Annotated in this window: 21 protein-coding genes; 14 read left to right on the forward strand and 7 right to left on the reverse strand. The window is 63.8% G+C overall.

The window, feature by feature from the left end:
* Nucleotides 1–24: 24 nt before the first annotated feature.
* Entirely contained in the window at nucleotides 25–588 is a 564-nt protein-coding gene (gene moaB, locus GL4_RS04955) for a molybdenum cofactor biosynthesis protein B (protein ID WP_045365201.1), read from the reverse strand.
* Nucleotides 589–620: 32 nt separating this feature from the next.
* Nucleotides 621–1,448 carry a uracil-DNA glycosylase gene (locus tag GL4_RS04960; protein ID WP_045365204.1) on the reverse strand — a complete coding sequence of 276 codons (828 nt, stop codon included), beginning with the start codon at nucleotides 1,446–1,448 and terminating at the stop codon, nucleotides 621–623.
* Nucleotides 1,449–1,577: 129 nt separating this feature from the next.
* Here GL4_RS04960 and GL4_RS04965 point away from each other — a divergent pair, with 129 nt between their 5' ends.
* The 3 genes from GL4_RS04965 to GL4_RS04975 all read left to right on the forward strand — a co-directional run bounded on the left by GL4_RS04965 (nucleotide 1,578) and on the right by GL4_RS04975 (nucleotide 6,130).
* A complete protein-coding gene (locus tag GL4_RS04965; RefSeq protein ID WP_045365207.1) occupies nucleotides 1,578–3,239 on the forward strand; it encodes an electron transfer flavoprotein-ubiquinone oxidoreductase in 1,662 nt (553 codons plus the stop codon).
* Between the two features lie 116 nt (nucleotides 3,240–3,355).
* Complete coding sequence (locus GL4_RS04970; RefSeq protein WP_052464136.1) at nucleotides 3,356–5,161, forward strand: tetratricopeptide repeat protein; 1,806 nt, start codon at nucleotides 3,356–3,358, stop codon at nucleotides 5,159–5,161.
* A 30-nt stretch (nucleotides 5,162–5,191) separates the two neighbouring features.
* The gene (locus GL4_RS04975; RefSeq protein ID WP_045365211.1) at nucleotides 5,192–6,130 is read left to right on the forward strand and encodes a 4-(cytidine 5'-diphospho)-2-C-methyl-D-erythritol kinase; all 939 of its coding nucleotides are present in this window, start codon (nucleotides 5,192–5,194) and stop codon (nucleotides 6,128–6,130) included.
* 10 nt (nucleotides 6,131–6,140) lie between these two features.
* Here GL4_RS04975 and GL4_RS04980 read toward each other — a convergent pair whose 3' ends face one another.
* Nucleotides 6,141–7,157: a polyprenyl synthetase family protein gene (locus tag GL4_RS04980; protein WP_045365214.1), complete on the reverse strand. Its 1,017-nt coding sequence runs from the start codon at nucleotides 7,155–7,157 to the stop codon at nucleotides 6,141–6,143.
* Between the two features lie 117 nt (nucleotides 7,158–7,274).
* Here GL4_RS04980 and GL4_RS04985 point away from each other — a divergent pair, with 117 nt between their 5' ends.
* Together GL4_RS04985 and GL4_RS04990 are read left to right on the forward strand one after the other, a co-directional pair.
* On the forward strand, nucleotides 7,275–7,508 hold the full coding sequence (locus GL4_RS04985; RefSeq protein ID WP_045365217.1) for a putative signal transducing protein: 234 nt from the start codon (nucleotides 7,275–7,277) through the stop codon (nucleotides 7,506–7,508).
* Nucleotides 7,480–8,286, forward strand: a complete 807-nt coding sequence (locus tag GL4_RS04990; protein WP_045365220.1) for a tRNA1(Val) (adenine(37)-N6)-methyltransferase — start codon at nucleotides 7,480–7,482, stop codon at nucleotides 8,284–8,286. Before GL4_RS04985 ends, GL4_RS04990 begins: the two co-directional genes overlap by 29 nt.
* Nucleotides 8,287–8,406: 120 nt before the next feature.
* Here the strand turns inward: GL4_RS04990 and GL4_RS04995 are convergent, their stop codons facing one another.
* Both GL4_RS04995 and GL4_RS05000 read right to left on the reverse strand, forming a co-directional pair.
* Nucleotides 8,407–8,748, reverse strand: a complete 342-nt coding sequence (locus GL4_RS04995) for a hypothetical protein (RefSeq protein WP_045365222.1) — start codon at nucleotides 8,746–8,748, stop codon at nucleotides 8,407–8,409.
* A gap of 203 nt (nucleotides 8,749–8,951) precedes the next feature.
* The gene (locus GL4_RS05000; protein WP_156137396.1) at nucleotides 8,952–9,248 is read right to left on the reverse strand and encodes a hypothetical protein; all 297 of its coding nucleotides are present in this window, start codon (nucleotides 9,246–9,248) and stop codon (nucleotides 8,952–8,954) included.
* A 264-nt stretch (nucleotides 9,249–9,512) separates the two neighbouring features.
* Between GL4_RS05000 and GL4_RS05005 the strand changes: the two genes are divergently transcribed.
* From GL4_RS05005 to GL4_RS16575, 9 genes are all read left to right on the forward strand, one after another.
* Nucleotides 9,513–11,222: a CFI-box-CTERM domain-containing protein gene (locus GL4_RS05005; protein ID WP_045365228.1), complete on the forward strand. Its 1,710-nt coding sequence runs from the start codon at nucleotides 9,513–9,515 to the stop codon at nucleotides 11,220–11,222.
* Nucleotides 11,223–11,416: 194 nt separating this feature from the next.
* On the forward strand, nucleotides 11,417–12,286 hold the full coding sequence (locus tag GL4_RS05010) for a S49 family peptidase (protein ID WP_045369491.1): 870 nt from the start codon (nucleotides 11,417–11,419) through the stop codon (nucleotides 12,284–12,286).
* A gap of 4 nt (nucleotides 12,287–12,290) precedes the next feature.
* Nucleotides 12,291–12,488, forward strand: a complete 198-nt coding sequence (locus GL4_RS05015; RefSeq protein ID WP_045365231.1) for a hypothetical protein — start codon at nucleotides 12,291–12,293, stop codon at nucleotides 12,486–12,488.
* A gap of 140 nt (nucleotides 12,489–12,628) precedes the next feature.
* The gene (locus GL4_RS05020; protein WP_045365234.1) at nucleotides 12,629–13,576 is read left to right on the forward strand and encodes a glycine--tRNA ligase subunit alpha; all 948 of its coding nucleotides are present in this window, start codon (nucleotides 12,629–12,631) and stop codon (nucleotides 13,574–13,576) included.
* Complete coding sequence (gene glyS / locus GL4_RS05025) at nucleotides 13,569–15,641, forward strand: glycine--tRNA ligase subunit beta (RefSeq protein WP_045369493.1); 2,073 nt, start codon at nucleotides 13,569–13,571, stop codon at nucleotides 15,639–15,641. The genes GL4_RS05020 and glyS overlap by 8 nt, the downstream gene beginning before the upstream one ends.
* Nucleotides 15,642–15,644: 3 nt before the next feature.
* Nucleotides 15,645–16,070, forward strand: a complete 426-nt coding sequence (locus GL4_RS05030; protein ID WP_045365236.1) for a VOC family protein — start codon at nucleotides 15,645–15,647, stop codon at nucleotides 16,068–16,070.
* On the forward strand, nucleotides 16,067–16,495 hold the full coding sequence (locus GL4_RS05035; RefSeq protein ID WP_052464137.1) for a gamma-glutamylcyclotransferase family protein: 429 nt from the start codon (nucleotides 16,067–16,069) through the stop codon (nucleotides 16,493–16,495). The genes GL4_RS05030 and GL4_RS05035 overlap by 4 nt, the downstream gene beginning before the upstream one ends.
* A gap of 126 nt (nucleotides 16,496–16,621) precedes the next feature.
* A complete protein-coding gene (gene ppdK, locus GL4_RS05040) occupies nucleotides 16,622–19,309 on the forward strand; it encodes a pyruvate, phosphate dikinase (RefSeq protein ID WP_045365239.1) in 2,688 nt (895 codons plus the stop codon).
* A gap of 333 nt (nucleotides 19,310–19,642) precedes the next feature.
* Complete coding sequence (locus GL4_RS16575; RefSeq protein ID WP_052464138.1) at nucleotides 19,643–20,764, forward strand: cell wall hydrolase; 1,122 nt, start codon at nucleotides 19,643–19,645, stop codon at nucleotides 20,762–20,764.
* On the opposite strand, the gene nadC is transcribed toward GL4_RS16575, so the two are convergent.
* Both nadC and GL4_RS05055 read right to left on the reverse strand, forming a co-directional pair.
* Nucleotides 20,715–21,578, reverse strand: a complete 864-nt coding sequence (nadC, locus tag GL4_RS05050; protein WP_172653297.1) for a carboxylating nicotinate-nucleotide diphosphorylase — start codon at nucleotides 21,576–21,578, stop codon at nucleotides 20,715–20,717. The two genes, GL4_RS16575 and nadC, sit on opposite strands and share 50 nt — an antisense overlap.
* Nucleotides 21,579–21,622: 44 nt before the next feature.
* Nucleotides 21,623–23,245, reverse strand: a complete 1,623-nt coding sequence (locus tag GL4_RS05055; protein WP_045365242.1) for an L-aspartate oxidase — start codon at nucleotides 23,243–23,245, stop codon at nucleotides 21,623–21,625.
* Nucleotides 23,246–23,249 lie beyond the last annotated feature (4 nt).

Genomic DNA, 23,249 nt, shown 5'->3' on the forward strand with positions numbered 1-23,249 from the left:
TCCGGGGCGCGCTTTTGGATGGGCTTACCCCTTCTTCTTATCCTTCTTCCCTTTTTTGCCCTCGGCGAGGCGGGGCAGGAGCTCGACGAAAGAGCAGGGGCGGTGGCGCGCGTCGAGTTGGAACTTCAGAATGCCGTTCCAGGCGTCTTCGCACGCGCCGGGCGATCCGGGCACGGAGAAGATCAGCGTCTCCTTGGCGAGGCCGCCGCAGGCGCGGCTCTGCACCGTCGACGTGCCGACCGTCTGATAGCTGAGCATGTGAAACAGCGCCGAAAAGCCCTCGATCTCTTTGTCGAACAGCGGACGCACCGCTTCGGGCGTCACGTCGCGTCCGGTGAACCCAGTCCCGCCGGTCGTGATGACGACATCGATGCCGTCCGTCTTCACCCAGGCCTTCACCGCCTTGCGAATGGATTTCTCATCGTCCGATACCACCATCCGGTCGGCGATGATGTGGCCGGCCTCTTCGATCATCTTGACGAGGAGGGGGCCCGACTTGTCCGTCTTCGCCGTGCGCGTATCCGAGATCGTCAGCACGGCGATGCGTAGCGGAACGAAGGAGCGCGTGTAGTCGATGCGGGCAGACATGGTGATGTTCCTCTAGCCTTGGCTGAGTGCCACTATTGGAGGGTGCTCAGTTTTTCTTTGAGCATGAGCAGGTCGCGCCAGGCATAACGCTTCGCCTCCGGCGAGCGAAGCAGATAGGCAGGATGTAACGTCGCAAGGGTCGGGATGTCGCGATCTTTCGCGTGATATAGTTTCCACTTGCCCCTGAGGCGCATGATGCCTTCGCTCGTTTCGAGCATGGACTTGGCGGCCGCGCCGCCGAGCAGCACGATCACTTCCGGCTTGAGCAGTTCGATCTGGCGCGTGAGAAACGGCGCGCAGGAGGCGATTTCCTGAGGCGTCGGCGTGCGGTTGCCGGGCGGGCGCCAATAGATCGTGTTGGTGATGTAGACGGATGTCTCGTCGAGGCCGATCGAGGACAGCATCTTGTCCAGAAGCTTGCCGGCCCGCCCGACGAAGGGTTTGCCTTGCAGATCCTCGTCGCGGCCCGGCGCCTCCCCGATCAGCATCACCTTGGCTTGCTCGCTCCCGCGCGCAAAACACGTCGTCTTTGCGGTCCGTTTCAGGGGGCAGCCGTCGAAGGCCGCCGCAGCCTCTTCGAGGGCGGCGAGGGTCTCGATCCCATCCAGCGTGGGGCCGGGCGTGTTTGCCTGGGGCGGCGGTCCGGCGGGGCGCTTGGCCCTGGGTGGGGTCGTTGGTGGGGCCTTGGACGCCGGCCTCGGATCGGGTCTCCGCACCTTTGCGGCCGGCTCTTGGGGCTGGGGCGAAGTGGCGGATGCAGCGAAACGGTCCACCGGAGCGTCCCCGATAGCCTCGTCCACGCCCATGGCGGCATACCACTCCAGCAGGGGTGAGGACTGTTTTGCGGCGCTTTCACTCATTTGCTTGGGGACAGCCGATCCGATATTTGTCAGTTCAAGGCAATAAACGAGACTTTAGCACCAAATTTGCCACGGACGTGGAAACAGCTGGGCGCGGCTGGGTGCGCGACAAGAACAGAAAGGGTTGAGATGAGCGATCAGGTCGAACGGGACGTGATGGAGTTCGATGTGGTGATCGTCGGCGGGGGGCCTGCGGGTCTGTCCGCCGCGATTCGGCTCAAGCAACTCGCCGCCGAGAAGGACAAGGAGGTCTCCGTCGTCGTTCTGGAAAAAGGGTCGGAAATCGGCGCCCATATCCTTTCGGGCGCGGTGATTGACCCCGTTGGGCTCAACAAGCTCATGCCCGATTGGCGCGAAAAGGGTGCGCCGCTGACCGACGCGGTGACCAAGGACCTGTTCTACTATCTGGGCGAGGCGGGCGAGATCCGGTTGCCCAACCTGTTCATGCCCCCGTTGATGAACAATCACGGATGCTATGCGGGCAGCCTCAGCAATCTCACCAAATGGCTCGGCGAGCAGGCCGAGGCGCTCGGGGTCGAGGTCTATCCGGGCATCGCGGTCGCCGATGTGATCATCGGCGCGGAAGGCGCCGTCGAGGGCGTCATCACCGGCGACCTAGGCGTCGCGCGTGACGGCAGCCACAAGGACAGCTTCACGCCCGGCATGGCGCTGATGGGCAAGTATACCTTCTTTGCCGAAGGCGCGCGCGGCTCGGTCACCAAGCAGCTCATCAAGAAGTTCGGTCTGGACGAAGACAGCGGCCCGCAGAAATTCGGCATCGGCCTGAAGGAACTCTGGGAGATTCCGGCCGAGAAGCACCAGCCGGGTCTCGTGCAGCACACGATGGGCTGGCCGCTCGACGACAAGACCGGCGGCGGCTCGTTCCTTTATCATTTCGGCGACAACCTGGTCTCGGTGGGCTTCGTCGTCCATCTCGACTACGCAAATCCGTACCTGAACCCGTTCAAGGAGTTTCAGCGCTCCAAGACCAATCCCGTGATCGCGCGGCATCTGGAGGGCGGGAAGCGTTTGGCCTATGGCGCCAGGGCGCTCACCGAAGGCGGCTATCAGGCGGTGCCGCAGCTTGCGTTCCCCGGCGGCGCGCTCGTGGGCTGCGCGGCGGGCTTCATGAACGTGCCCCGCATCAAGGGGTCTCACAACGCCATGCTCTCGGGCATGATGGCCGCGGAGGCGGCGTTCGACGCACTCGAGGCCGGACGGTCGGCGGATACGCTGCTGGAGTATATCCAGGCCTACGAGGCGAGCTCGTTGGCGAAGGAGTTGAAGAAGGTTCGCAACGTGAAACCGCTCTGGTCGCGTTTCGGAACGCGGCTCGGGGTGATGCTCGGCGGCCTCGACATGTGGCTCAATACGATTTTCCCGTTCCTCGGCCACACGCTGAAACACAAGAAACCGGACTATGCGAGCTTGCGGACCGCAGCGAAGTCGAAGCCGATCGACTATCCCAAGCCGGACAACAAGCTGACCTTCGACATCCTCTCGTCGGTGTTCCTCTCCAACACCAACCACGACGAGGACGAGCCGGTGCATTTGAAGCTCGCCGATCCAGACGTCCCGATCGAGGAGAACCTGCCGCACTACGACGAGCCCGCGCAGCGCTATTGCCCGGCCAATGTCTACGAGGTCGTCGAAGAGGGCGGCTCGGTGCGTTTCCAGATCAACGCTCAGAACTGCGTGCACTGTAAGACTTGCGACATCAAGGATCCCGCCCAGAACATCACCTGGGTGGTTCCGGAGGGCGGCGACGGACCCAACTACGCCAACATGTAGCGCGTTAACATTACAGAATGCTCATCTAGCTCAAGCGATTGGGTCACAAACGCGCCGCCTTTGAACCCAAATATAGTTTTCATGACAGGACAAAGCGCTTAGCCTGTCTCATTGCGATGGACCAACCAGCTTGGGGCGGCGGAAGCCGGGCCGACGAAATGAAGACTCCTGACAGCGGACGTATGGGCAAATGGGCATTGCGGTCAGTGCTTTTGATCGCGATTCTCGCGGCTCCGACTGCCTATTCCGAGGTGGTGGCGACAAAGCCGGAGACGACGGGCGCCCAGACCCTTCTCGGCAATTACCTGGCCGGCCGCATCGCACGCCATAACAACGACATCGAAGCTGCTGCCAAGTTCTACACCAGAGCCTTGGCGGCCGATCCGACGAACGAGGCCATCCTCGAACAGGCGTTCCTGCTGGAAGCCCGGGCCGGTCATTGGGAGCGTGCGACCGAACTCGCCAAGGAACTCGTCAAGGTCGAGCCGTCGCATCGCTTCGCCCAGTTCCTGCTGGCCATCAATGCCTTCAAGGCGGGCGATTACAAGAAGGCCGAGGAGCACTTCTCCGAAGCCCGGCAAGGCCCGACGGTCGATCCGACCTCGACGCTTGCGCGCGCTTGGACCCAGGAAGCACAAGGCGAACACTCAGAGGCTTTCGACACGCTGGATGCGCTGAGCACGGCGAATTGGGCGAATTTCTACCTGCTGTACCATCGCGCCCTCATTGCCGACGTCGCGGGCCGCCATCAGCTTGCCAGCAAGTCCTACGATGCGGCGTTCAAGCGGAATCCCAGAACCTTGCGGGTCGTCGACGCCTACGCGCGCCACGCCGCCCGCGGGAACAGGAAGGACCTCGCGATCGCGGCGCTCAAGCTGCACATGGCCAAGACGCTCCCGCATCCCATAACCGAGGCCCTGCTGAAAGACATCGAGAACGGCGGCACGCCGGAGCTCGTGGTCAGCAACCCGTCGGAAGGCTTGGCTGAGGTCTTCTACGGGATCGGCAGTGTCGCGGTCGGCGAGGGGAATCTCGAGACCGGCACGCAATACCTGAAATTCGCGTTGCTCCTGAAGCCGGACTTCCCGTTGGCCGAAGTCGCGCTCGCGGAGGCCTATTCGGAGGCGGAAAAGTACGAGGACGAGATCGCCGCCTTCGAGAACGTTCCGGAGTCCTCGCCGCTGTGGCTGAATGTGCAAATTCAGAAGGCGTTTGCGCTGGCGTCGCTCGAGCGCATCGATGATGCGAAGGCTGTCCTCGAGAAGATTATCGCCGAGAACCCGGACGATATCCGTCCGCTCGACGCGCTCGGAAGCATCCTCCGTTCCAAGGAGCGTCACGAGGAGGCGCGCGAGTACTACACGCGGGCAATCGACCTTGTCGACAAGCCGACGCAGCGAAACTGGGCGCTCTACTACGCGCGCGGCGTGACCAACGAACGGCTGAAGGATTGGCCGGCGGCGGAAGCCGATTTCAAGAAGGCCCTCGAACTGAACCCGGACGAGTCGCTCATCCTGAACTACCTCGGCTACTCCTGGGTCGATCAGGGGATGAACCTCGATCAGGCCATGGACTACATCCGCAAGGCGGTGAGCTTGAAGCCTGACGACGGCTACTACGTGGATAGTCTTGGCTGGGCTTACTACCGGCTCGGGAAAATGCCCCAGGCGGTCGAACAGCTGGAGCGGGCGGTGGAATTGCGGCCGGACGATCCGATCATCAACGACCATCTGGGCGATGCGTATTGGCGCGTGGGTCGGACACTCGAGGCGAAATATCAGTGGTATCAGTCCATGTCGCTTGAGCCCGAGGACGACCTGAAAGAAATGCTGACGAAGAAGATCGCATCGGGCTTGGACGCCGCGACCGCGACAGATTCGAAGTCCGAAATGGTCGAAGCCAAACGGAACACCTCGCATTAGACGACGTTTCGCGATACCTCGTGTCGCGATATGCGCATACGGGACATTGCTTGGGCGAAGCTCAACCTCACCCTTGAGGTGTTGGGCCGGCGCGAAGACGGCTTTCACGAGCTAAGAAGCCTCGTCGCCTTCGTAGGCGCCGGCGATACGCTTGAGTTCGCCTCCGGACACTACGGGGCGCCGCGGCTCGTGTCCGACGAGACAGGTTCGCAAGACCAATCCGAAATATTCACACTCGATGTGGAGGGCCCCTACGCCGATGCGTTGGAGGGCGCGAACCTCATTCTGGAAGCGGCGCAAGCAGCGCGCGCCCGGTTCCCGGTGCTCAGCCCGGGCCGGTTCCGCCTCGTCAAGACGCTGCCTGTCGCAGCGGGACTAGGGGGCGGTTCAGCGGATGCCGCCGCTGCGCTCCGGTTGCTGATGCAGACGAGCGATGGTGTGGTCGGCGCAGACGATATCGCGTCGCTCGCGCCCGAACTTGGGTCCGATGTTGCCGTCTGCCTGCGGAGCACGCCCGCCTTCATGACAGGCCGAGGAGAGATTGTGGAACCCGTGACAGGCTTCCCGCAATGCGGTGTCTTGCTGGTCAATCCCGGTGTGGAACTTGCGACCGGCGCCGTGTACGGGGCGCTTGGCGCAGCGCCGCTGAAAGCACCGCCGCAAGAAGCACACGCGCCGGATTTCGGTGGGGACTTCGAGGCGTTGATCGCCTATGCGGCCGCGCGCGGCAACGACCTCGAGCCCGCGGCGTTGAAGCTCGCGCCGGAAATCGGCGGCGTGCTATCGAAGCTCCAGGAACTGAAGGGCGTTCGGCTCGTCCGGCTGTCGGGGTCTGGCGCGACCTGCTTCGCCGTGTTCGCGAGTCCACGCGAGGCGCTGTGGGCCGCGATCCTGCTCGCCGAGCACGAGCCGGAATGGTGGATCACCGCCGGAGTCCTTGGAGATCCCAAAGCGCGGCTGAGCCAATAGGTGCTGGACGCTAGTAGGGCCGGTTAACCGAGAACTCGATGGCTCCGAGAAGCGCCGACTTGACGTCACCGTCGGGGAAGATGGCCAGCGCATCGCGGGCGATCGCCCCGTAGTGGCGTGCCCGCTCCATCGTGTCGGCCAGAGCGTTGTGTTTGGCGATCAGGTCGATGGCCGTTTGCAGATCGTCGTCGCCGATCTCGCCTTGCTTGAGCGTCCGTTCCCAGAACCTGCGGTCCTCGGCGCTGCCGCGCCGGTAGCTGAGCACGACCGGCAGCGTGATCTTGCCGTCCCGGAAATCGTCCCCCACGCTCTTGCCGAGCTCCGACTGCTCGCCGGAATAATCGAGCGCGTCGTCGACGAGCTGGAAGGCGACACCGAGATTGCGTCCGAAAGACCTTAGAGCCGCAGCCTCGGACTTCGGACGGTCGGCGATGACCGCGCCCACCTCGGCGGCGGCGGCGAACAACGCCGCGGTCTTCGCCTCGATGACCGCCAGATAGTCGTCTTCGGTCGTGTCGGTGTTGTTGGCGGTGATGAGCTGCATGACCTCGCCCTCGGCGATGACCGCTGCGGCGTCCGACAGGATGCGCAACGCACCCAGCGAGCCCACTTCGACCATCATCTTGAAGGCTTGGCCGAGGAGATAGTCGCCGACGAGGACGGATGCCTCGTTGCCCCACAGCAACCGTGCGGTGGTCTTGCCGCGCCGCAGGCTGCTCTCGTCGACCACGTCGTCGTGCAGCAACGTGGCTGTGTGCATGAACTCAACGGCGGTCGCGAGCCATTGGTGGCCGTCGCCTTCATAACCGCAAAGCTTTGACGCGGCTATGGTCAACATGGGGCGCAGGCGTTTGCCGCCGGAATCAATCAAGTGCCGCGCAAGCTCCGGGATCAGGTCGACATTGGAACGGGCCTTGTCCAGGATGAACTGGTTGACACGCGCCATGTCCTCCTCGACAAGCGCGAAGAGTGGCGCGAGGCTCGCGTTGGTGTCGCGCGAGTCGGAAAGCTTGACGACAATGCCCACGGGCCAGTCTCCTCTGGTGAAGGGGTTCGTTTCCTCCAGTGTGGAGGGCTTATAGCACTGTCGGCGGGCCGAAATGAAGAACCCGGCGTGGATGGCTTTTCGGGAGCAGTTGTGGCGATGAAAGAACTGATACGGTCGAACGATCCGGTGCTCATTTCATTTGTGAGCGCGCTCCTGAAAGAAGCCGGCATCGCCTTCACGGTGCTGGACACCAATATGAGCGTCATGGAGGGGTCGATCGGGGTATTGCCGCAGCGTGTGCTGGTCGACGGGGGCTCGGTCGACAGGGCGCGCGCGCTGCTGACCGAGGCGGGCGTTGGTAATGATCTCGAGCGCGACAATCGGTCCTAACGGCTCCCTGGAAGCTGGAACGACCGCCGACGCTTTTCTCGGCGGGCGGATTGAAATCCTCCAGTACAAGACGGGTCACCGGGGCGGCAGCGACGCCGTTTTCCTGGCCGCGGCCGTGCCGGCGCGGACCGGCGAAAAGGTGTTGGATGCGGGGACCGGCGCGGGGACGGCGGGGCTGTGCCTCCTGGCCCGTGTCCCGCACATCGATATCGCCGGGGTCGAGATTGACAAAAGTCAGTGCGCCCTTGCGCGGCAAAATGCCGAGCGGAACAACTGCAGCAGCAGGTTTCGCGTGATCGAGGCCGACGTCACCGCGCCGGGCAAGGTCCTCGGCACCGCCGGGCTCGTTCGCGAGGGCTATGACCAGGTCATGGCCAATCCACCCTTCTACGGGGCAGGATCGGTCCGTGCGGCGGCGGACGCGTCGCGCGCCAGTGCCCATGTCATGCCGGATGGCGAGTTGGAGCGCTGGGTGCGGTTCCTGACCACCATGGCCGGCCCGCACGCGACACTGACCCTGATTCACCGGGCGGAGTCGCTCGGTCCGCTTCTCGAGGTTCTGAAAGACCGCTTTGGCGGCCTGACGATTTTCCCGCTCTTTCCGCGGCGCGGCGTCCCGGCTGCCCGCGTCATTGTCCAGGGGCGCAAGAATAGCCGCGGCCGCACGCGTCTCTTGCCGGGGCTGGTGCTGCATGAAGATGGGGGCGCTTACACGGCGGAGGCGGAAGCGGTTTTGCGCAGCGGCGCCGCGCTAAGCCTGGATGCGCCCGGCGCCTAGAATCGCTCTGCCGACGGGTGGTGCTCCCCGAAAATAGCGAGGGCTGCCGCCATGGGGGGATCGGCGGCAGCCCCGCGAATGCCCGGGTCTAGGGAGGAGCCCCGGGCCCATGAAGGCCAGCTAGACGCAGACCCTCACGTCCTTCCAAACCCATTTGCGGTACGAATTACCGCGACGGTCCCAGACCTTGATCGGCACCTTGCGCGGGGCAAGGCGGCAGTAGGGCCGGCCGCGATAATCGAACCAGCTTCGGCCATACCGGTAATCGCGCTTCGCGCCGTAGTGTTCCCGATAGTGGCGATAGCGGCCGGCGTAGGGCCCGGGCACATGGTTTTGCTCGTAGCCGCCATGACCGTCGCGATCGTGGCCCTTGTGGCCGTATCCGCCGTCGGAACCCGCATAGGCGGCGGTCGCCCCGAACGCCACCAGGGTGGCTGCTGCAAGAAGAGTCGTTCTCAACATGGTCCTTACCTCTATTCCGGCGGCTGTCGGGCCGCTCCAAGTGCTCGGTCTCAAGTCCTCGGTCTTGAGAACAGGTCTTAGAGGTGAGGGACTGAACCGTGGCTGAGAGCCGCGTTCATCGGGTATTCAGGCCGGGAAAACAAAAAGCCGGCCTCCGGTTGGGAGGCCGGCTTTTCGCCGGAGTGCGATACGGATTGTGAGAGCTATCGGTAGTACCAACCGCCCTGGGTCCGGTTTCGCCAATAAGGGTAGTAAGCGTAAGGGTAGGCCCCGCAGCCGTAACGGGAGCGGCAGCGCCGCGGCGGGTAGTAGGCTGCACGCGGCCGGACATAGCCGTATCGATCAGGTCCGACGAAGCGCCGGCCGCAATAGCCGCTGCTGTAATAGCCGTTGCGCCAGACCTTGCGGCACAGGCCGGCTTCGGCCGGTTGGGGCGCAAGCGAGATACCGACAAACGCGACGGCTGCCGCCAAGCTCGCCAGGATCGCAAATTTTCTCAACTGAGGTGCCCTCCCAGGACCGGTGCCGTTTCCCGCGCTTCAAGCGGGACGCCCGCGCTACACCAATTGTATACCATCGAAATGGCACCGGCTCATGTCTGTTTGCGATTTGACGTTAATGGCGCCGCCCATCGGGTCCGTTGAGCGCAGTGCGAAGGCTTGGCCCCTGCCAGCAAACCCACTACAATCCGCACTTGCAATCCGCGGGGAACACTCAAATTCGACGACGGCTTTGCCAATTCGTTATGGGGGGAGCATCTCCTCATGTCTTATCGCTCCAATCTTCAACGCCTGAAGGCGATCACAGCCCTAGTGACCGTCGCGCCATTCGTGGCCGCTACGATTGTTCCCGAACAGCTCAACGCCCAAGCCTCTCCTCCCGGCGCGCGCAGTGCGGATCAGGTGCCGAGCGCGAGCCACAAGGGTGCGAGGGGGAAGAAGAATGCCGACGCGCCAAAGGAGCAGGCAGGTGACGACCTCCAGGGCGAGATCGGGAATTGGCGGTTCAGCTCTCAGGGAGGCTACCTCGCGCGCGCCTATCCGCGAGATGGAACGCTCAAGGTCAAGTCGGGCGGACCCAAGTTTTCGGCGGTGCATGGTAGGGCCAATCTCGAAATTCTTTATTGGAGCCCTCCGGGCGACGATCACGGCTACGGCGGCGACCTGACAGTGGAGCGGGCCGGGTCTACTTCCGGCGGCAGCTTCAAGGCGCATGTCTTCGTGGACGGTAGGGAGGTCGACAGTTTCGCGGTCGCCAACAAGACGACGCGCGATCTGACCAAGCTGTTCGGTAGCGACTTGGGCGGTCTCACGACCGCCCGCAATCTGCGCGTCACCGCCGATATCAGCGGCGGCACCTACGACATCTTCGAGTTCGATCTGGACGGCGCCGGCGAAGTGCTGGAGGCGATGACGATCGGTCCGGACCGAGCCTGGCGTCTGCATCCCAACCCCGCCGCGCGCCACCCCAGGCCCCGCAACAAGACGAACCCGCTCAAGGAGACGGCGGTGGACTGCGCAAATGTTCTGGCCCTCAGTCTCAATCGTCCAAAACAGGAAGACGGCACGCTGGGAAGCTGGTCCTACGACTTTCTCGGCTCGGCCGTCCACTCGGACCTTATTCCGGAAAAGATCAAGACGCGGAACGGGGGCAACCTCGATGGCGACAACAAGAAGGGCGGCATGGCCGAGCTCAGGATTTGGTACAACGCGCAGCCGGGGCCCAAGCAGGGATTCTCGGCCTGGATCAGCGTGACGCCCGTGGGCAAGTACGACAGCTTCGAGGCCGAGCTTCTTCTGGATGGCGAGAAGGCGGACACGATGACATTCGCGCCGGAGCCAGGCTCGACGTCCAAGAACAAGCCCTACTCCAAGAGCTTCGATCTCAAGAAGTTATACGGAGGGGATTTGGAGCGCGTCGCGGGCATACGGAACGTTCGGATCGCCGCCACAATGGATGGAAACAGCTTCGATGTGTTCGACGTCGACCTCGAAGGCACCGGCGAGCTTGTGCAGAAGATGAAGACTGAGGCAGACGCGTATTACGCTCCTTACGCCGCGCGCAAGGCCTGCAATTCGGGTAGCTCGACATCGTCCGACAACTATATGGGGAGCGGCCCTCCGCGGCGCCAAGAAAAATGCTTCCTCACTACGGCGTGTTGTGACGTGGTGGGGCTCGCGGACGATTGCTTCGAGCTGACCGCGTTGCGCGCCTTCCGCGACAAGGTTCTGAAACGGACGGCTGACGGGCGGCGCGAGATTCGGCGTTATTACGACCTCGCGCCGAAGGTCCTCAGGGAAATGCGCCAGCGTGGCGAGGAGCGGCGGCTGCTCGGCCTCTATTTCAGCCACATCTTGCCCTGTGCGATCGCCGCCAGGCTCGGCCTGGTCTCGTTGCCCCGGCGTCACTACCACGGCATGGTGCGGCGGCTCGTCAGTCGATACCAGCCCGAACACCGCGCTCGGATCACGTGAGGGGCCTGCCTGAATGTCCAGCAACCATCGCGGTGCCCCAGGCGCCGGGCATCGTTGCCATGAGCTTCAAGGCGATGGACAAGGCCCGTCCCAGCCGCTGCCCCGGTCTAGCCTTTATTGATCCCGATCTAGTGGACAACGCTTGATCTGGATAGGCCTGAGGGTACGGTGCGTTTATGAGCGAAAATGGTTTGATGACAGTCTTGAAATCCCTGCTGCCGAAGAGCTGGACCAAGTCCCGCCCTCTGGTCCCGGTTCTGCGCTTCAGCGGGCCGATCGGCATGAGTTCTCCGTTCAAGCAGGAACTCTCCCTGCCGACGGTCGCCGCCGCCATCGACAAGGCCTTCGGCATGCGTGGCGCGAAAGCGGTCGCCATTCAGATCAATTCGCCGGGCGGCGCCGCGGTCCAGTCCACGCTGATCCACAAGCGCATTCGTGCCCTCGCCGAGGAAAAGGACCTGAAGGTCTATACCTTCTGCGAGGATGTGGCGGCCTCCGGCGGCTACATGCTGTCGCTCGCGGGCGACGAGATCTATGCGGACCAAAGCTCGATCGTGGGCTCGATCGGCGTGATAGCCGCCGGCTTCGGCTTTCCAGGTCTGATGGAGAAGATCGGCGTGGAGCGCCGCGTGTACACCGCGGGCAAGAGCAAGGATACGCTCGATCCGTTCCTGCCCGAAAAGCCGGCCGATGTGGAACGCATCAAGGCGATTCAGGTCGATGTGCACGAGGCCTTCATCGACATGGTGAAGTCGCGCCGCGGCGGCAAGCTGACGAAGTCCGACGACGAACTCTTCACCGGCGCATTCTGGTCCGGCAAGGTCGCGGCCGAACTCGGTCTCATCGACGGCCTGTCGGACCTGCGCACCAAGATGCGCGAAGTGTTCGGCGAGGATGTCCGGTTCAAGCTCGTCTCCACCGGCGGAGGCTGGCTCCGGCGGAGCAAGAAGTCGGTCTCGGCGGGCGCCGGCGGCTTCGATCTCGGCCAGTGGCCGCAAGGCTTCGCCGCCGACGTGATCTCCGCAATCGAGGCGCGCTCTCTCTGGTCGAGATTCGGGTTGTAGAACAATGCCCCAAGTTCTTCTCTTGGCCGCGATCGGCGCAGGCCTTCTCTGGGTTCGGCGCTACTTCAAGAATGAGCAGGAGCGCGTCCGGGCCGAACTGCGCAAAGCCCAAGAGGCGATGGAGCGGCGCGATATCGAAAGCGCCGTACCGTTGGAGGAAGACCCCGTTACCGGCATATACCGCCCCAAGGAGCGCCGCTGATCCTGAGATGAGCCCCCTTGGGGCACCCCCGCCAGCGCGCAAACCGGCGTCCCGGCTTAACGCTGGCTCCTTCTTGGCTTCCATTGTCGGCTGCAACGCAATAGCGTGCGGCGGCAAACCTGCCCCATCCCGAATCGATTATGTCCAAGCAAGCAAAATCAGCCGGAAAGGCCGCCGCGCCGTCGTTCCAGGACCTCATTCTGAGGCTTCAGCGCTTCTGGGCCGACCAAGGCTGCGTCATCTTGCAGCCCTACGACATGGAGATCGGCGCCGGCACGTTTCACCCGGCCACCACGCTGCGGTCGCTGGGCCCGAAGCCCTGGCGCGCGGCCTATGTGCAGCCGTCGCGCCGGCCCAAGGACGGCCGCTACGGCGAGAACCCGAACCGGCTCCAGCATTATTATCAGTTCCAGGTCATCCTGAAGCCGTCCCCGCCGGACATTCAGGACCTGTATCTGGAGAGCCTCTACGCCATCGGCATCGATCCCAAGAACCACGACATCCGCTTCGTGGAGGATGACTGGGAAAGCCCCACGCTTGGCGCCTGGGGCCTCGGCTGGGAAGTGTGGTGCGACGGCATGGAAGTGTCGCAATTCACCTACTTCCAGCAGGTGGGAGGCTTCGACTGCGATCCGGTCTCCGGCGAACTGACCTACGGTCTCGAGCGCCTGGCGATGTACGTGCAGGGCGTCGACAATGTCTACGACCTCAACTTCAACGGCGGGGAAGGGGACGCCAAGGTCACCTATGGCGACATCTTCCTTCAGGCCGAACAGGAGTACTCCCGGCACAATTTCGAGCACGCCAATACCGCGAAGCTGTTCGAGCATTTCCGCGATGCCGAAGCCGAGTGCGAGGCGCTGCTGGAGGCCGGCGACAACGGTGGGCGGCATTTGATGGTGCTGCCGGCCTACGACCAGGCCATCAAGGCCTCGCACATCTTCAATCTTTTGGATGCGCGCGGCGTGATCTCGGTCACCGAGCGTCAGGCCTATATCTTGCGCGTGCGCGACCTGGCGAAGGCTTGCTGCGCAGCCTGGCTCAAGACGGACGCGGGCGGTGCGTCGAATGGAGCAGGCCGTGGCTGAACTCCTGCTCGAATTTTTCTCCGAGGAGATTCCGGCGCGCATGCAGACGCGGGCGCGGGAAGACCTCGCGCGCCTGTTGGGCGAAAAGTTAAAAGCATCTGGCCTCGACTTCGAGGCGATCAAGACCTTTGCCACGCCGCGCCGCATCACGGCGGTGGTTGAAGGGTTGCCCAAGCGCTCGCCCGACGTCAGCGAAGAGCGCAAGGGACCGCGCGTCGATGCGCCGGATAAGGCCATTGAGGGGTTCCTGAAATCCGCCGGCCTCGGCTCGGTCGATGAAGCGGAGACCCGCGAGGACAAGAAGGGCAGCTACTACGTCGCGGTCATCGAAAAGCCGGGACGCGACACCGCCGATGTGATCGCCGAGATCGTGCCGGAGATCGTGAAGACGTTCCCGTGGCCGAAGGCGATGCGCTGGGGCGCCGGCAAGCTGCGCTGGGTGCGGCCTCTACACTCCATACTCTGCATCCTCGGCGGCAAGGTCGTGGACTTCGAAGTCGATGGCATCAAGAGCGGCAAGACCACACGCGGTCATCGCTTCATGGCGCCGAAAGAATTCGACGTGAAGAGCTTCGCCGACTACGAGGCGAAACTGCGCAAGGCCTACGTCATTCTCGAAAGCGACGAACGGGTCGCCAAGATCCTGGATGGCGCGCGCGCGCGGGTCGGGGAGCATGGTCTCGCGCTCGTCGAGGACGCGGGGTTGCTTGCGGAGAATGCCGGTCTAACCGAATGGCCCGTGCCGCTCATGGGCGCGTTCGACGAAGAGTTTCTGAGCGTGCCGCCGGAAGTGCTCGCCACCTCCATGAAGGCGCATCAAAAGTGTTTCTCTGTGTCGAAGGGCGACGATCTTGCCAACAGCTTCGTGCTCGTGGCGAACCTGGAAGCCGATGACGGTGGCACCTCCATCACCCAAGGCAACGAGCGCGTGATCGCCGCGCGATTGTCGGATGCAAAATTCTTCTTCGATCAGGACCTCAAGGTCTCGCTCGAGACACGGGTGCCGCAGCTCAAGGACATCACGTTCCATGAGAAGCTGGGCACCCAGTACGAGCGCGTTCAGCGCATCTTCAAGCTGGCGCGCGATCTAGCCCCGCTTGTCGGCGCGGACGCGGAGGATGCAGAGCGCGCGGGCATTCTCTGCAAGGCCGATCTCGTCAGTGACATGGTCGGCGAGTTCCCCGAGTTGCAAGGCACGATGGGGCGTTACTACGCGCTCGATCAGAACGAGCGGCCCTCCGTCGCCAACGCCATTGCCGATCACTACAAACCTGTCGGTCCTACGGATGACGTGCCGCGTACGCCTGTCTCCATTGCTCTCGCGCTTGCCGATAAGCTCGACACGCTGGTGGGTTTCTGGGCCATCGACGAAAAGCCGACCGGCTCTAAGGACCCTTACGCCTTGCGCCGCGCTGCGCTCGGGATCATCCGGATCGTGCTGGAAAATGGCATCTCGCTACGGCTGATGGACATCTTTGAAAGCCAGGGCGAAGGAGCCCGTGGCGAAGTTGATTGGGGCGGGCGCAAGGTCGAGCAGCGAAACGTCGATCTTCTCGACTTCTTCGCCGACCGCCTGAAAATCTATCTGCGCGACCAAGGTGCACGGCACGATCTGGTGGACGCAGTGTTCGCGCTCGGCGGCGACGATCTGTTGATGATCGTGGCTCGCGTGAACGCGCTCGGCCGCTTTCTCGACACGGACGATGGCGCGAACCTGCTGGCGGGCACCAAGCGTGCGGCCAACATCCTTCGCATCGAGGAGAAGAAGGACAAGAAGACCTACGACGAAGCCCCTGACCCCGCGCTGCTGGAGGCACCGGAAGAAAAGGCGCTGGCGAAAGCGGTCGACGATGTCGAGAAGGCCGCCGCCAAGGCCGTGCAGGACGAGGACTTCGAAGCGGCCATGTCCGCCATGGCCAAGCTGCGCGCGCCCGTCGATGCGTTCTTCGACAGTGTCACCGTCAACGCGGACGATCCGAAGCTGCGTGACAACCGCTTGCGGCTCCTTAACCGCATCCGCAATACGACCAAGACCGTCGCCGATTTCTCAAAGATCGCGGGATAACCCATGCGTCCGCATATCAGCATGATCACACTTGGCGTCGCCGACATTGCCAAGGCGACCGAATTCTACGAGCGGCTAGGCTTCACGCGGTCGAGCGAGAGCCAGGAGGCGGTGACGTTCATGCAGGCCGGCGCGGTGGTGCTTGGGCTGTTCGGCCGCGATGCGCTCAAGGACGACGCCAAGGCCGACGACATCTGGACCGGCAACGGCGGCACGGCCATCGCCATGAACTGTGCGGACGAAACGCAGGTCGACGCCATGATGGCGCAGGCCGAGGCGGCGGGCGCGCAGATTCTCAAGCCCGCCGAGAAGGTATTCTGGGGCGGCTATAGCGGCTATTTCGCCGATCCGGACGGCCATGCGTGGGAGGTCGCCCACAATCCGTTCTGGACGCTGGACGAAACCGGCCGCGTCGAGTTACCCGCGTGAGTAACAAGGCCGAGGCCGAACCAGGCCACGTCTTCGTCTACGGGACGTTGCGCCAGGGCAGCAATCATCCGATGGCGCGGCGTCTCTCCGCACAGGCGCGCTATGTCGGCCAGGCCCGCGCGAACGGCAGGCTCTACGACATGGGCTGGTATCCCGCCGCGATGTTCGACGCGAACGCGCCGACACGCATTATCGGCGACGTATTCGCCTTGCCGCCCGGGGAGCGACTGCTGGCGGAACTCGACGCCTATGAGCATGGCGACCCGAACTATGCGCGCATTCCCCTCGAAGTGTCGCTGGCTGGAACCGGAACTGTCCTCGTCTGGACGTATGGGGTGTCCGCGCCGCCGAACAGCCGCGTCATCCCCGGGGGCGATTTCTTGACCCATTGGAACGCCAAGTCGCGACGTCCCATCCGGCCCTGACTGCGCGCATCGAGAGTCGCGCACACCCTACGTCCATTTGCCCGTTTGTGTGTGGCGCGCTGGGCAGGCTAAAAGAGGGGCCGGACGGGGCAATCAACGACGAACGATGAGGAGGCGAGGCCTTAAATGGCGGAACAGACGCCCAAATGGGTGTACAGCTTCGGCGGTGGACACGCCGATGGCTCCGCCGCGGACAAGGATCGCCTCGGCGGCAAGGGCGCGCATCTCGCGGAGATGTCGCGCATCGGTCTGCCCGTCCCGCCCGGTTTCACCATCGCCACGGATGTGTGCGCGGCCTATTACGAGAACGGCCGTAAGCTCCCCGACGCGCTGAGACCCATGGTGGACGAGGCGCTTGTGCAAATGGCGTCCTTCAGCGGCGCGCAGTTCGGCGACGTGGAGCATCCGCTACTCGTGTCCGTTCGTTCGGGCGCGCGCGCCTCCATGCCCGGCATGATGGACACTGTCCTCAATCTCGGTCTCAACGACCAAACCGTCGAGGGGCTGGCCCGCCGGACCGATGACCGGCGCTTCGCCTACGACACCTACCGGCGCTTCATCCAGATGTACGCCGATGTGGTGCTGGGCGTCGATCACGGCCTGTTCGAGGATATTCTCGAGAATTACAAGGCGTTGAAAGGCTACGAGCTCGATCCTGAACTTCAGGCGGACGATTGGATCGAGATCGTTGCGCGCTTCAAGTCGCTGGTGGAGAAGGAGCTCGGCCTGCGGTTCCCGCAAAGCCTCGGCGACCAGCTTTGGGGCGCGATCGCCGCCGTGTTCGGGTCCTGGCAGAATGCACGGGCCATCGCTTATAGGCGGTTGCATGACATTCCCGACGACTGGGGCACCGCCGTCACCGTCCAGACCATGGTGTTCGGCAACAAGGGCGACAACAGCGCCACCGGCGTTGTGTTCACCCGCAATCCATCGACCGGCGAGAACGAATTGTTCGGCGAATTTCTCTTGAATGCGCAAGGCGAGGACGTGGTTGCCGGCCTGCGCACGCCTCAGCCCTTGACCAAGCAAGCCAGCGCCGCCAACGGCAATGGCAAGCTGTCTCTCGAAGAGGCGATGCCGGAAGCCTTTGCAACGCTGAAGCAAAACTGCGCCGCCTTGGAACGGCACTTCCGCGACCTGCAGGACATCGAGTTCACGATCGAGGCAGGCGAGCTCTTCATGCTGCAGACCCGCACCGGCAAGCGCTCCACGCAGGCCGCGCTAAAGATCGCTGTCGATATGGCGGGCGAGGGCATCATCACCCAGGAAGAGGCGGTGATGCGGATCGATCCGGCGCAGCTCGACCAGTTGCTGCATCCGACGCTCGATCCCAACGCGGACATGACGGTGCTGGCGAAGGGATTGCCCGCATCGCCCGGCGCCGCGTCCGGTGAGATCGTTTTCGATGCGGACGAAGCGGTGCACATGAAGAGCCAAGGGCACACGGTCATTCTCGCGCGCATCGAGACCTCGCCCGAGGACGTGCAAGGCATGCACGCGGCAGCAGGCATCCTGACAACGCGCGGCGGGATGACGAGCCACGCAGCCGTGGTGGCGCGCGGCATGGGCCGCCCTTGCGTGGCCGGTGTCGCCGCAGCTCATATCGATCTTGAACGCGAAACTTTGGAAGCGGCGGGCGTCGTCCTGCGCAAGGGCGACATCGTCACCATCGACGGCTCTTCCGGAAAGATCATCAAAGGGCGCGTCTCCATGCGGCAGCCCGATCTGTCGCCCGACTTCGCCACCCTGATGGAGTGGGCCGACGGACTGCGGCGTATGGACGTGCGGGCCAATGCGGATACGCCGGCCGATGCCCGGCATGCCCGGGACTTCGGCGCCGAGGGGATCGGCCTGTGCCGGACCGAGCACATGTTTTTCCAGGCCAACCGCATCGTCGCCATGCGCGAGATGATTTTGGCGGAGACGAAGGAGGCGCGCCGGGCCGCTCTCGCCGAGCTCCTGCCGGAGCAACGCCAGGACTTCATCGAACTCTTCGAGATCATGAAGGGCCTGCCGGTGACGATCCGGCTCTTCGATCCGCCGCTGCACGAGTTCCTGCCGCATGAAGACGATGCGATCGCCGACGTGGCGGAGGCCATGGGCGTGAGCATCGAGCGGCTCAAGCGGCGCGTCGCCGTGCTCAGCGAATTCAATCCCATGTTGGGTCAGCGCGGCGCGCGTCTCCTCGTCTCTTATCCGGAGATCGTGGACATGCAGGCGCGGGCGATCATCGAGGCCGCCATCGAGACGGGCAAGGAACTGCATGATCGCGTGCGTCCCGAGATCATGGTGCCGCTCGTTGCCACCAAGCGGGAACTCGACATCATCAAGGACCGTATCGCGGAGACGGCGCGTGCGGTGGAGAAGGAACGCGAAACGACGGTCGCATTTCAGGTCGGATCCATGGTGGAACTGCCCCGGGCCTGTCTCGTCGCCGGCGAGATCGCGGAGTCTGCGGAGTTTTTCTCCTTTGGAACCAACGACCTAACCCAGACCACGTTCGGCCTCAGCCGCGACGACGCGGGCCGTTTTCTCGGGGAATACGCCGACAAAGGCATCATTAACCACGATCCATTTATGACGCTCGACGCTGCCGTCGGCGAACTCATGCAAATCGGCGTGGAGCGGGGCCGTGCGGTTCGTCCGGATCTCAAGATCGGCATTTGCGGCGAACATGGTGGCGACCCGGAAACCATTGGTTTTTGCGAGAAAATCGGGCTGAGCTACGTGTCCTGCTCACCCTATCGGGTGCCCGTCGCGCGCCTTGCCGCAGCCCAGGCGGCCGTGAAAAACCCTGCAGTAACGGATCGTTAGCCAGTCTGCGACGAAAGTGTTGGGCGTTGCCGATATGCACAGATTGATCTAGAATAATCACTGCTCGTTAAGGCAAACAACGGGATCCGGGCTCAAACCGGCAGGGGGCTTAGCACCGATTTTCCGTCGGTGATCTTCCAGCCAGCAGCTTGGAAAATTTGGGGACGCCCCAATTTTGGGGACACCCTATGGAACGCGTGGTTCGTCCACACGTTTGAACGGGGTAAGAAGTTTCGGAGGCTTTCCAGGGGGATGCTCGCCAAAGCGGGCAGCTGGAAAAGCCGACCGTACGGGGACCTTGGAGGGAAAATGGGCCGACGCTCGTTTCGTCGGATGTGGTACGCCGCCGCTGCGCTCGTATCGCTCCCGTCAATCGGTGTGGGTTATGCAGCCGCGTACGGCAGCCTGTTTGGCGCCGAGGTCGAGTTGTATCTGCCCGCTCCCGGTACTGTTTCCAACGCAATTCGGACTGAAGACGACGCCGAACCCAGAGAGGTTTCGACCGCCGCCGCCCGTCTGTTCTACGAAGAAGGTAAGGGTCCTCGCGCGGATCGCTTTGCGGTAACCGCCTCGAAGCCGGCCAAGCCGTCGATCATGGCCAGCATCGCCAAGTTGCCTGCGCTGCCGGGGTTCTTTACCGAGAATGATGACGACGAGGGAGGCGCCGTCGTTCCCGTCGCCTTCGTCCCTTCGCAGCAGGATCAAGACATCGGCAGCGCCGTCCTCCCGACGGCGGGTTATGCGGCGCTCTTCGATGCCAACTATGAGGTGGACGGTTTCCGGCCCGACCCCTACGACATCGCCTATCGCCCGTCGGAGGAAGCCCTGAAGTTCCGCTACAAGGGCGAAACTCAGGCCGAGTTCGAAGAGCGCGAGCGCCACTGCTTGGCCACCGCCATCTATTTCGAAGCCCGCGGCGAGCCGCTCAAAGGGCAGATTGCCGTTTCGCAAGTGATCTTGAATCGCGTTCGCAGCCCGAAATTCCCGCAGACGATTTGCGGCGTGGTCTATCAGGGCCAGTACCGCAAAGGCTGCCAGTTCTCCTTTACCTGTGACGGTCAGTCCGACACGCCGCGCGACAAGGCCCTATGGGCCCGCGCCCAAGAGCTCTCCAAGAGCTTCATGGCGGGCGAACATTGGCTGCCAGAAGTCGGCTACTCGACCTTCTACCATGCCGACTATGTGCGGCCGCGCTGGTCGTACCGCATGAACAAGATCGACAAGATCGGTCGGCACATCTTCTACAAGAAGCGTGGCGAACAGCCCTATCTGGTCGAGGCTTCCTTAAGCGAGGACTCCGGGACGGACGGCGAGGCGGAGAACGACAGCGAATTGCCGACGACCTCTCTTGCGTGGGCCGTGCAGGCCGTGACGGGTTCCGTCAATGCGGTCACCGGGACGAGCGCTACTGCTCCCACTCAAGTGATGAGTCTAGGTTACGGGGCGAGTGAGTAAGGGCTCCGACTGAGATCAGGTCGACGCCCGTTCGCGCGATTGCCGCGACACTTTCCAGCGTGACGCCGCCCGAGGCCTCGGTCACCACCTTGCCCTCGGCGATTGTCACGGCCTCTTCCAACGTCGCCACATCCATATTGTCCAGCAGGACCGCGTCGATCGGGTAGGTCAGCGCCTCGCGCAACTGGTCGAGCGTGTCCACTTCCACTTCGATCTTGACCATGTGACCGCCCCGAGCGCGCACGTGCGAAAGCGCTGCGCCGATCCCGCCGGCCGCGGCAATGTGGTTGTCTTTGACCAGCACCGCGTCATAGAGGCCGAAACGGTGGTTCACGCCGCCTCCACAGCGCACCGCGTATTTCTCGAGACCGCGCAAACCGGGCGTCGTCTTGCGCGTATCGGCGATCCGCGCGCCGGTGCCGTCGACCGCGTCCACATAGGCGGCCGTCAGTGTCGCTATTCCGCAGAGCCGGCCGAGGAAGTTCAGCGCGGTGCGCTCCCCGGTCAGCAGCGCCCGCGTCAGGCCTTCGACCCGGGCGATTGCCGTGCCCGCTTTGGCCTTGCCGCCGTCGTCCACGATGCGGTCGAAGGCCACGTCCGGATCGAGCGCACGGAACGCGGCCTCCGCAAGATCGAGGCCGGCGATGCAAGCCGGCTCGCGGACGACGATCGCGGCGGCACCGCGCGCTTCGGCGGGAATAATGGGATCCGTGGTAATATCGCCCGCGAGGCCGAGATCCTCTTCGAGCGCCTCGCGCACGGCCTTCTCGACGAGATGCCGCGGCAGAGGTGTCAACGGTTCCGGGGTATTCATGAGAGGCCCCTCGGGGTGCGTTGTCCGCTCACGCGGAGCAGGATCTAACCTTGGCTGACGACGCGCAGGCGCGGCGGGCTCGCGATACCGGCAGCCTCGCGGGCCAACTCGTCAGCCTGCTCCAGGGTCAGGAAGCTCCGCCGGGCCTGAGCCTCGTCGGGCGCAGGGTAGTCGCTGCGGAAATTCGCCCCGCGGCTCTCGGTTCGGGCGAAGGCGGCCGTGGCCACGAACTTGGCCGTCGTCAGCATGTTCGCAAGTTGCGGGTCGCCTTCGTTCTCCCGCTCGAGAGCGATGATCGTTCCGAGAGCCTCCGACAGTCCGTCCGCATCGCGGACAACGCCCACATTGGTCGACATGGTTTCGCGGAGCGTCCGTTCTGCCTGGCTGTTGCGATAGATCTCACCGCTGGCGCGCGCGACCGCATGCAGGTTCTGAGGCGGCAGCGGGGGCAGGGCGGCGGTGATGTCCTCGGCGACACGGGCGCCGAACACGACGGCCTCCAGAAGCGAGTTCGAGGCAAGGCGATTCGCACCGTGTGCGCCAGTCGAGGTCACCTCGCCGCAGGCCCACAAGCCGTCGACGGTGCTGCGGCCTTGTACGTCCACCAAAATGCCGCCCATGTGATAATGCGCTGCCGGCGCCACCGGGATGGGCTCCTGTGCCGGGTCCATGCCCGCCGACATACAGATCGATGCGACCGTCGGGAACTTTTCCGTGATACCGGGGCCGATCGGACGGCAATCGAGAAATGCGCCGCGCCCGCTGACGACCTCGCGATGGACGGCGCGCGCAACCACGTCACGCGGGCCCAGTTCGGCATCCTCGTGAACGGCGCGCATGAAGCGCTCGCCCTTGCGGTTGATGAGCACGGCGCCGGCGCCCCGCAGCGCCTCGGTGGCGAGCGGCGCCGGATCGCGGCCGATATCGATGGCGGTGGGATGGAACTGCACGAATTCCGCGTCGGCGATCACCGCGCCGGCGCGCGCGGCGATCGCGACGCCTTCGCCACGGGCCTCGACCGGATTGGTGGTGACCGAGTAAAGGTGACCGGCGCCGCCGGTCGCCAGCACCACGGCCCGTGCGGGCAGAACGAAGGTGTCGGTCCGAGACCCTTCCATGGTGGGCGCAAGCACGATGCCCCGGACACGCCCCTTATGGACGACCAGATCGCGTGCGGTTACGCCTTCGAGCACGGTGATCGACGGCGTCTTGCGCACTGCGGCGATGATCGCGCTCATGATTGAGCGGCCCGCGGTGTCGCCTTTGATATGCAGGATGCGATTGGTGCGGTGAGCGGCTTCGTGGCCGAAAGTCAGCTTGCCTTCGAGGTCTTTGTCGAAGGGCACGCCGTAACGCAGCAGATCCTCGATCCGGGCCCGGGCCTCTCGTGCCATCAGAAGCGCGACGGCCTCGTCCACGATGCCTGCGCCGGCGCGCACCGTGTCGGCCGCATGGTCCTCGGCCGTGTCGCCTTCGGACAGCGCGGCGGCGATACCGGCTTGCGCCCAAACGCTGGAAGCGCCTTCGCCGATCGGTGCCGGCGAAATAACGGTGACGTTCAGCGGCGCGAGCTTGAGGGCCGTGAAGAGGCCCGCAAGGCCGGCGCCGACAACAACCACGCTGTCAGCGGCGTTACTCGGCACAAAGGATGGACTGCCGTTCGTCATCGCT

The sequence above is a fragment of the Methyloceanibacter caenitepidi genome, from assembly GCF_000828475.1.
GTDB lineage: Bacteria > Pseudomonadota > Alphaproteobacteria > Rhizobiales > Methyloligellaceae > Methyloceanibacter > Methyloceanibacter caenitepidi.

What these genes read in the sequence shown, in the direction of transcription:
- GL4_RS04990 (WP_045365220.1), top strand. Translation starts at nt 7,480, where the DNA reads ATGATCTCGAGCGCGACAATCGGTCCTAACGGCTCCCTGGAAGCTGGA.
- GL4_RS04965 (WP_045365207.1), top strand. Translation starts at nt 1,578, where the DNA reads ATGAGCGATCAGGTCGAACGGGACGTGATGGAGTTCGATGTGGTGATC.
- GL4_RS05005 (WP_045365228.1), top strand. Translation starts at nt 9,513, where the DNA reads ATGTCTTATCGCTCCAATCTTCAACGCCTGAAGGCGATCACAGCCCTA.
- GL4_RS04960 (WP_045365204.1), bottom strand. Translation starts at nt 1,448, where the DNA reads ATGAGTGAAAGCGCCGCAAAACAGTCCTCACCCCTGCTGGAGTGGTAT.
- GL4_RS05020 (WP_045365234.1), top strand. Translation starts at nt 12,629, where the DNA reads ATGTCCAAGCAAGCAAAATCAGCCGGAAAGGCCGCCGCGCCGTCGTTC.
- GL4_RS04985 (WP_045365217.1), top strand. Translation starts at nt 7,275, where the DNA reads ATGAAAGAACTGATACGGTCGAACGATCCGGTGCTCATTTCATTTGTG.
- GL4_RS04995 (WP_045365222.1), bottom strand. Translation starts at nt 8,748, where the DNA reads ATGTTGAGAACGACTCTTCTTGCAGCAGCCACCCTGGTGGCGTTCGGG.
- GL4_RS04970 (WP_052464136.1), top strand. Translation starts at nt 3,356, where the DNA reads ATGGACCAACCAGCTTGGGGCGGCGGAAGCCGGGCCGACGAAATGAAG.
- moaB (WP_045365201.1), bottom strand. Translation starts at nt 588, where the DNA reads ATGTCTGCCCGCATCGACTACACGCGCTCCTTCGTTCCGCTACGCATC.
- ppdK (WP_045365239.1), top strand. Translation starts at nt 16,622, where the DNA reads ATGGCGGAACAGACGCCCAAATGGGTGTACAGCTTCGGCGGTGGACAC.
- GL4_RS04975 (WP_045365211.1), top strand. Translation starts at nt 5,192, where the DNA reads ATGCGCATACGGGACATTGCTTGGGCGAAGCTCAACCTCACCCTTGAG.
- GL4_RS05010 (WP_045369491.1), top strand. Translation starts at nt 11,417, where the DNA reads ATGACAGTCTTGAAATCCCTGCTGCCGAAGAGCTGGACCAAGTCCCGC.
- GL4_RS05015 (WP_045365231.1), top strand. Translation starts at nt 12,291, where the DNA reads ATGCCCCAAGTTCTTCTCTTGGCCGCGATCGGCGCAGGCCTTCTCTGG.
- nadC (WP_172653297.1), bottom strand. Translation starts at nt 21,578, where the DNA reads ATGAATACCCCGGAACCGTTGACACCTCTGCCGCGGCATCTCGTCGAG.
- GL4_RS16575 (WP_052464138.1), top strand. Translation starts at nt 19,643, where the DNA reads ATGTGGTACGCCGCCGCTGCGCTCGTATCGCTCCCGTCAATCGGTGTG.
- GL4_RS05030 (WP_045365236.1), top strand. Translation starts at nt 15,645, where the DNA reads ATGCGTCCGCATATCAGCATGATCACACTTGGCGTCGCCGACATTGCC.
- GL4_RS05055 (WP_045365242.1), bottom strand. Translation starts at nt 23,245, where the DNA reads ATGACGAACGGCAGTCCATCCTTTGTGCCGAGTAACGCCGCTGACAGC.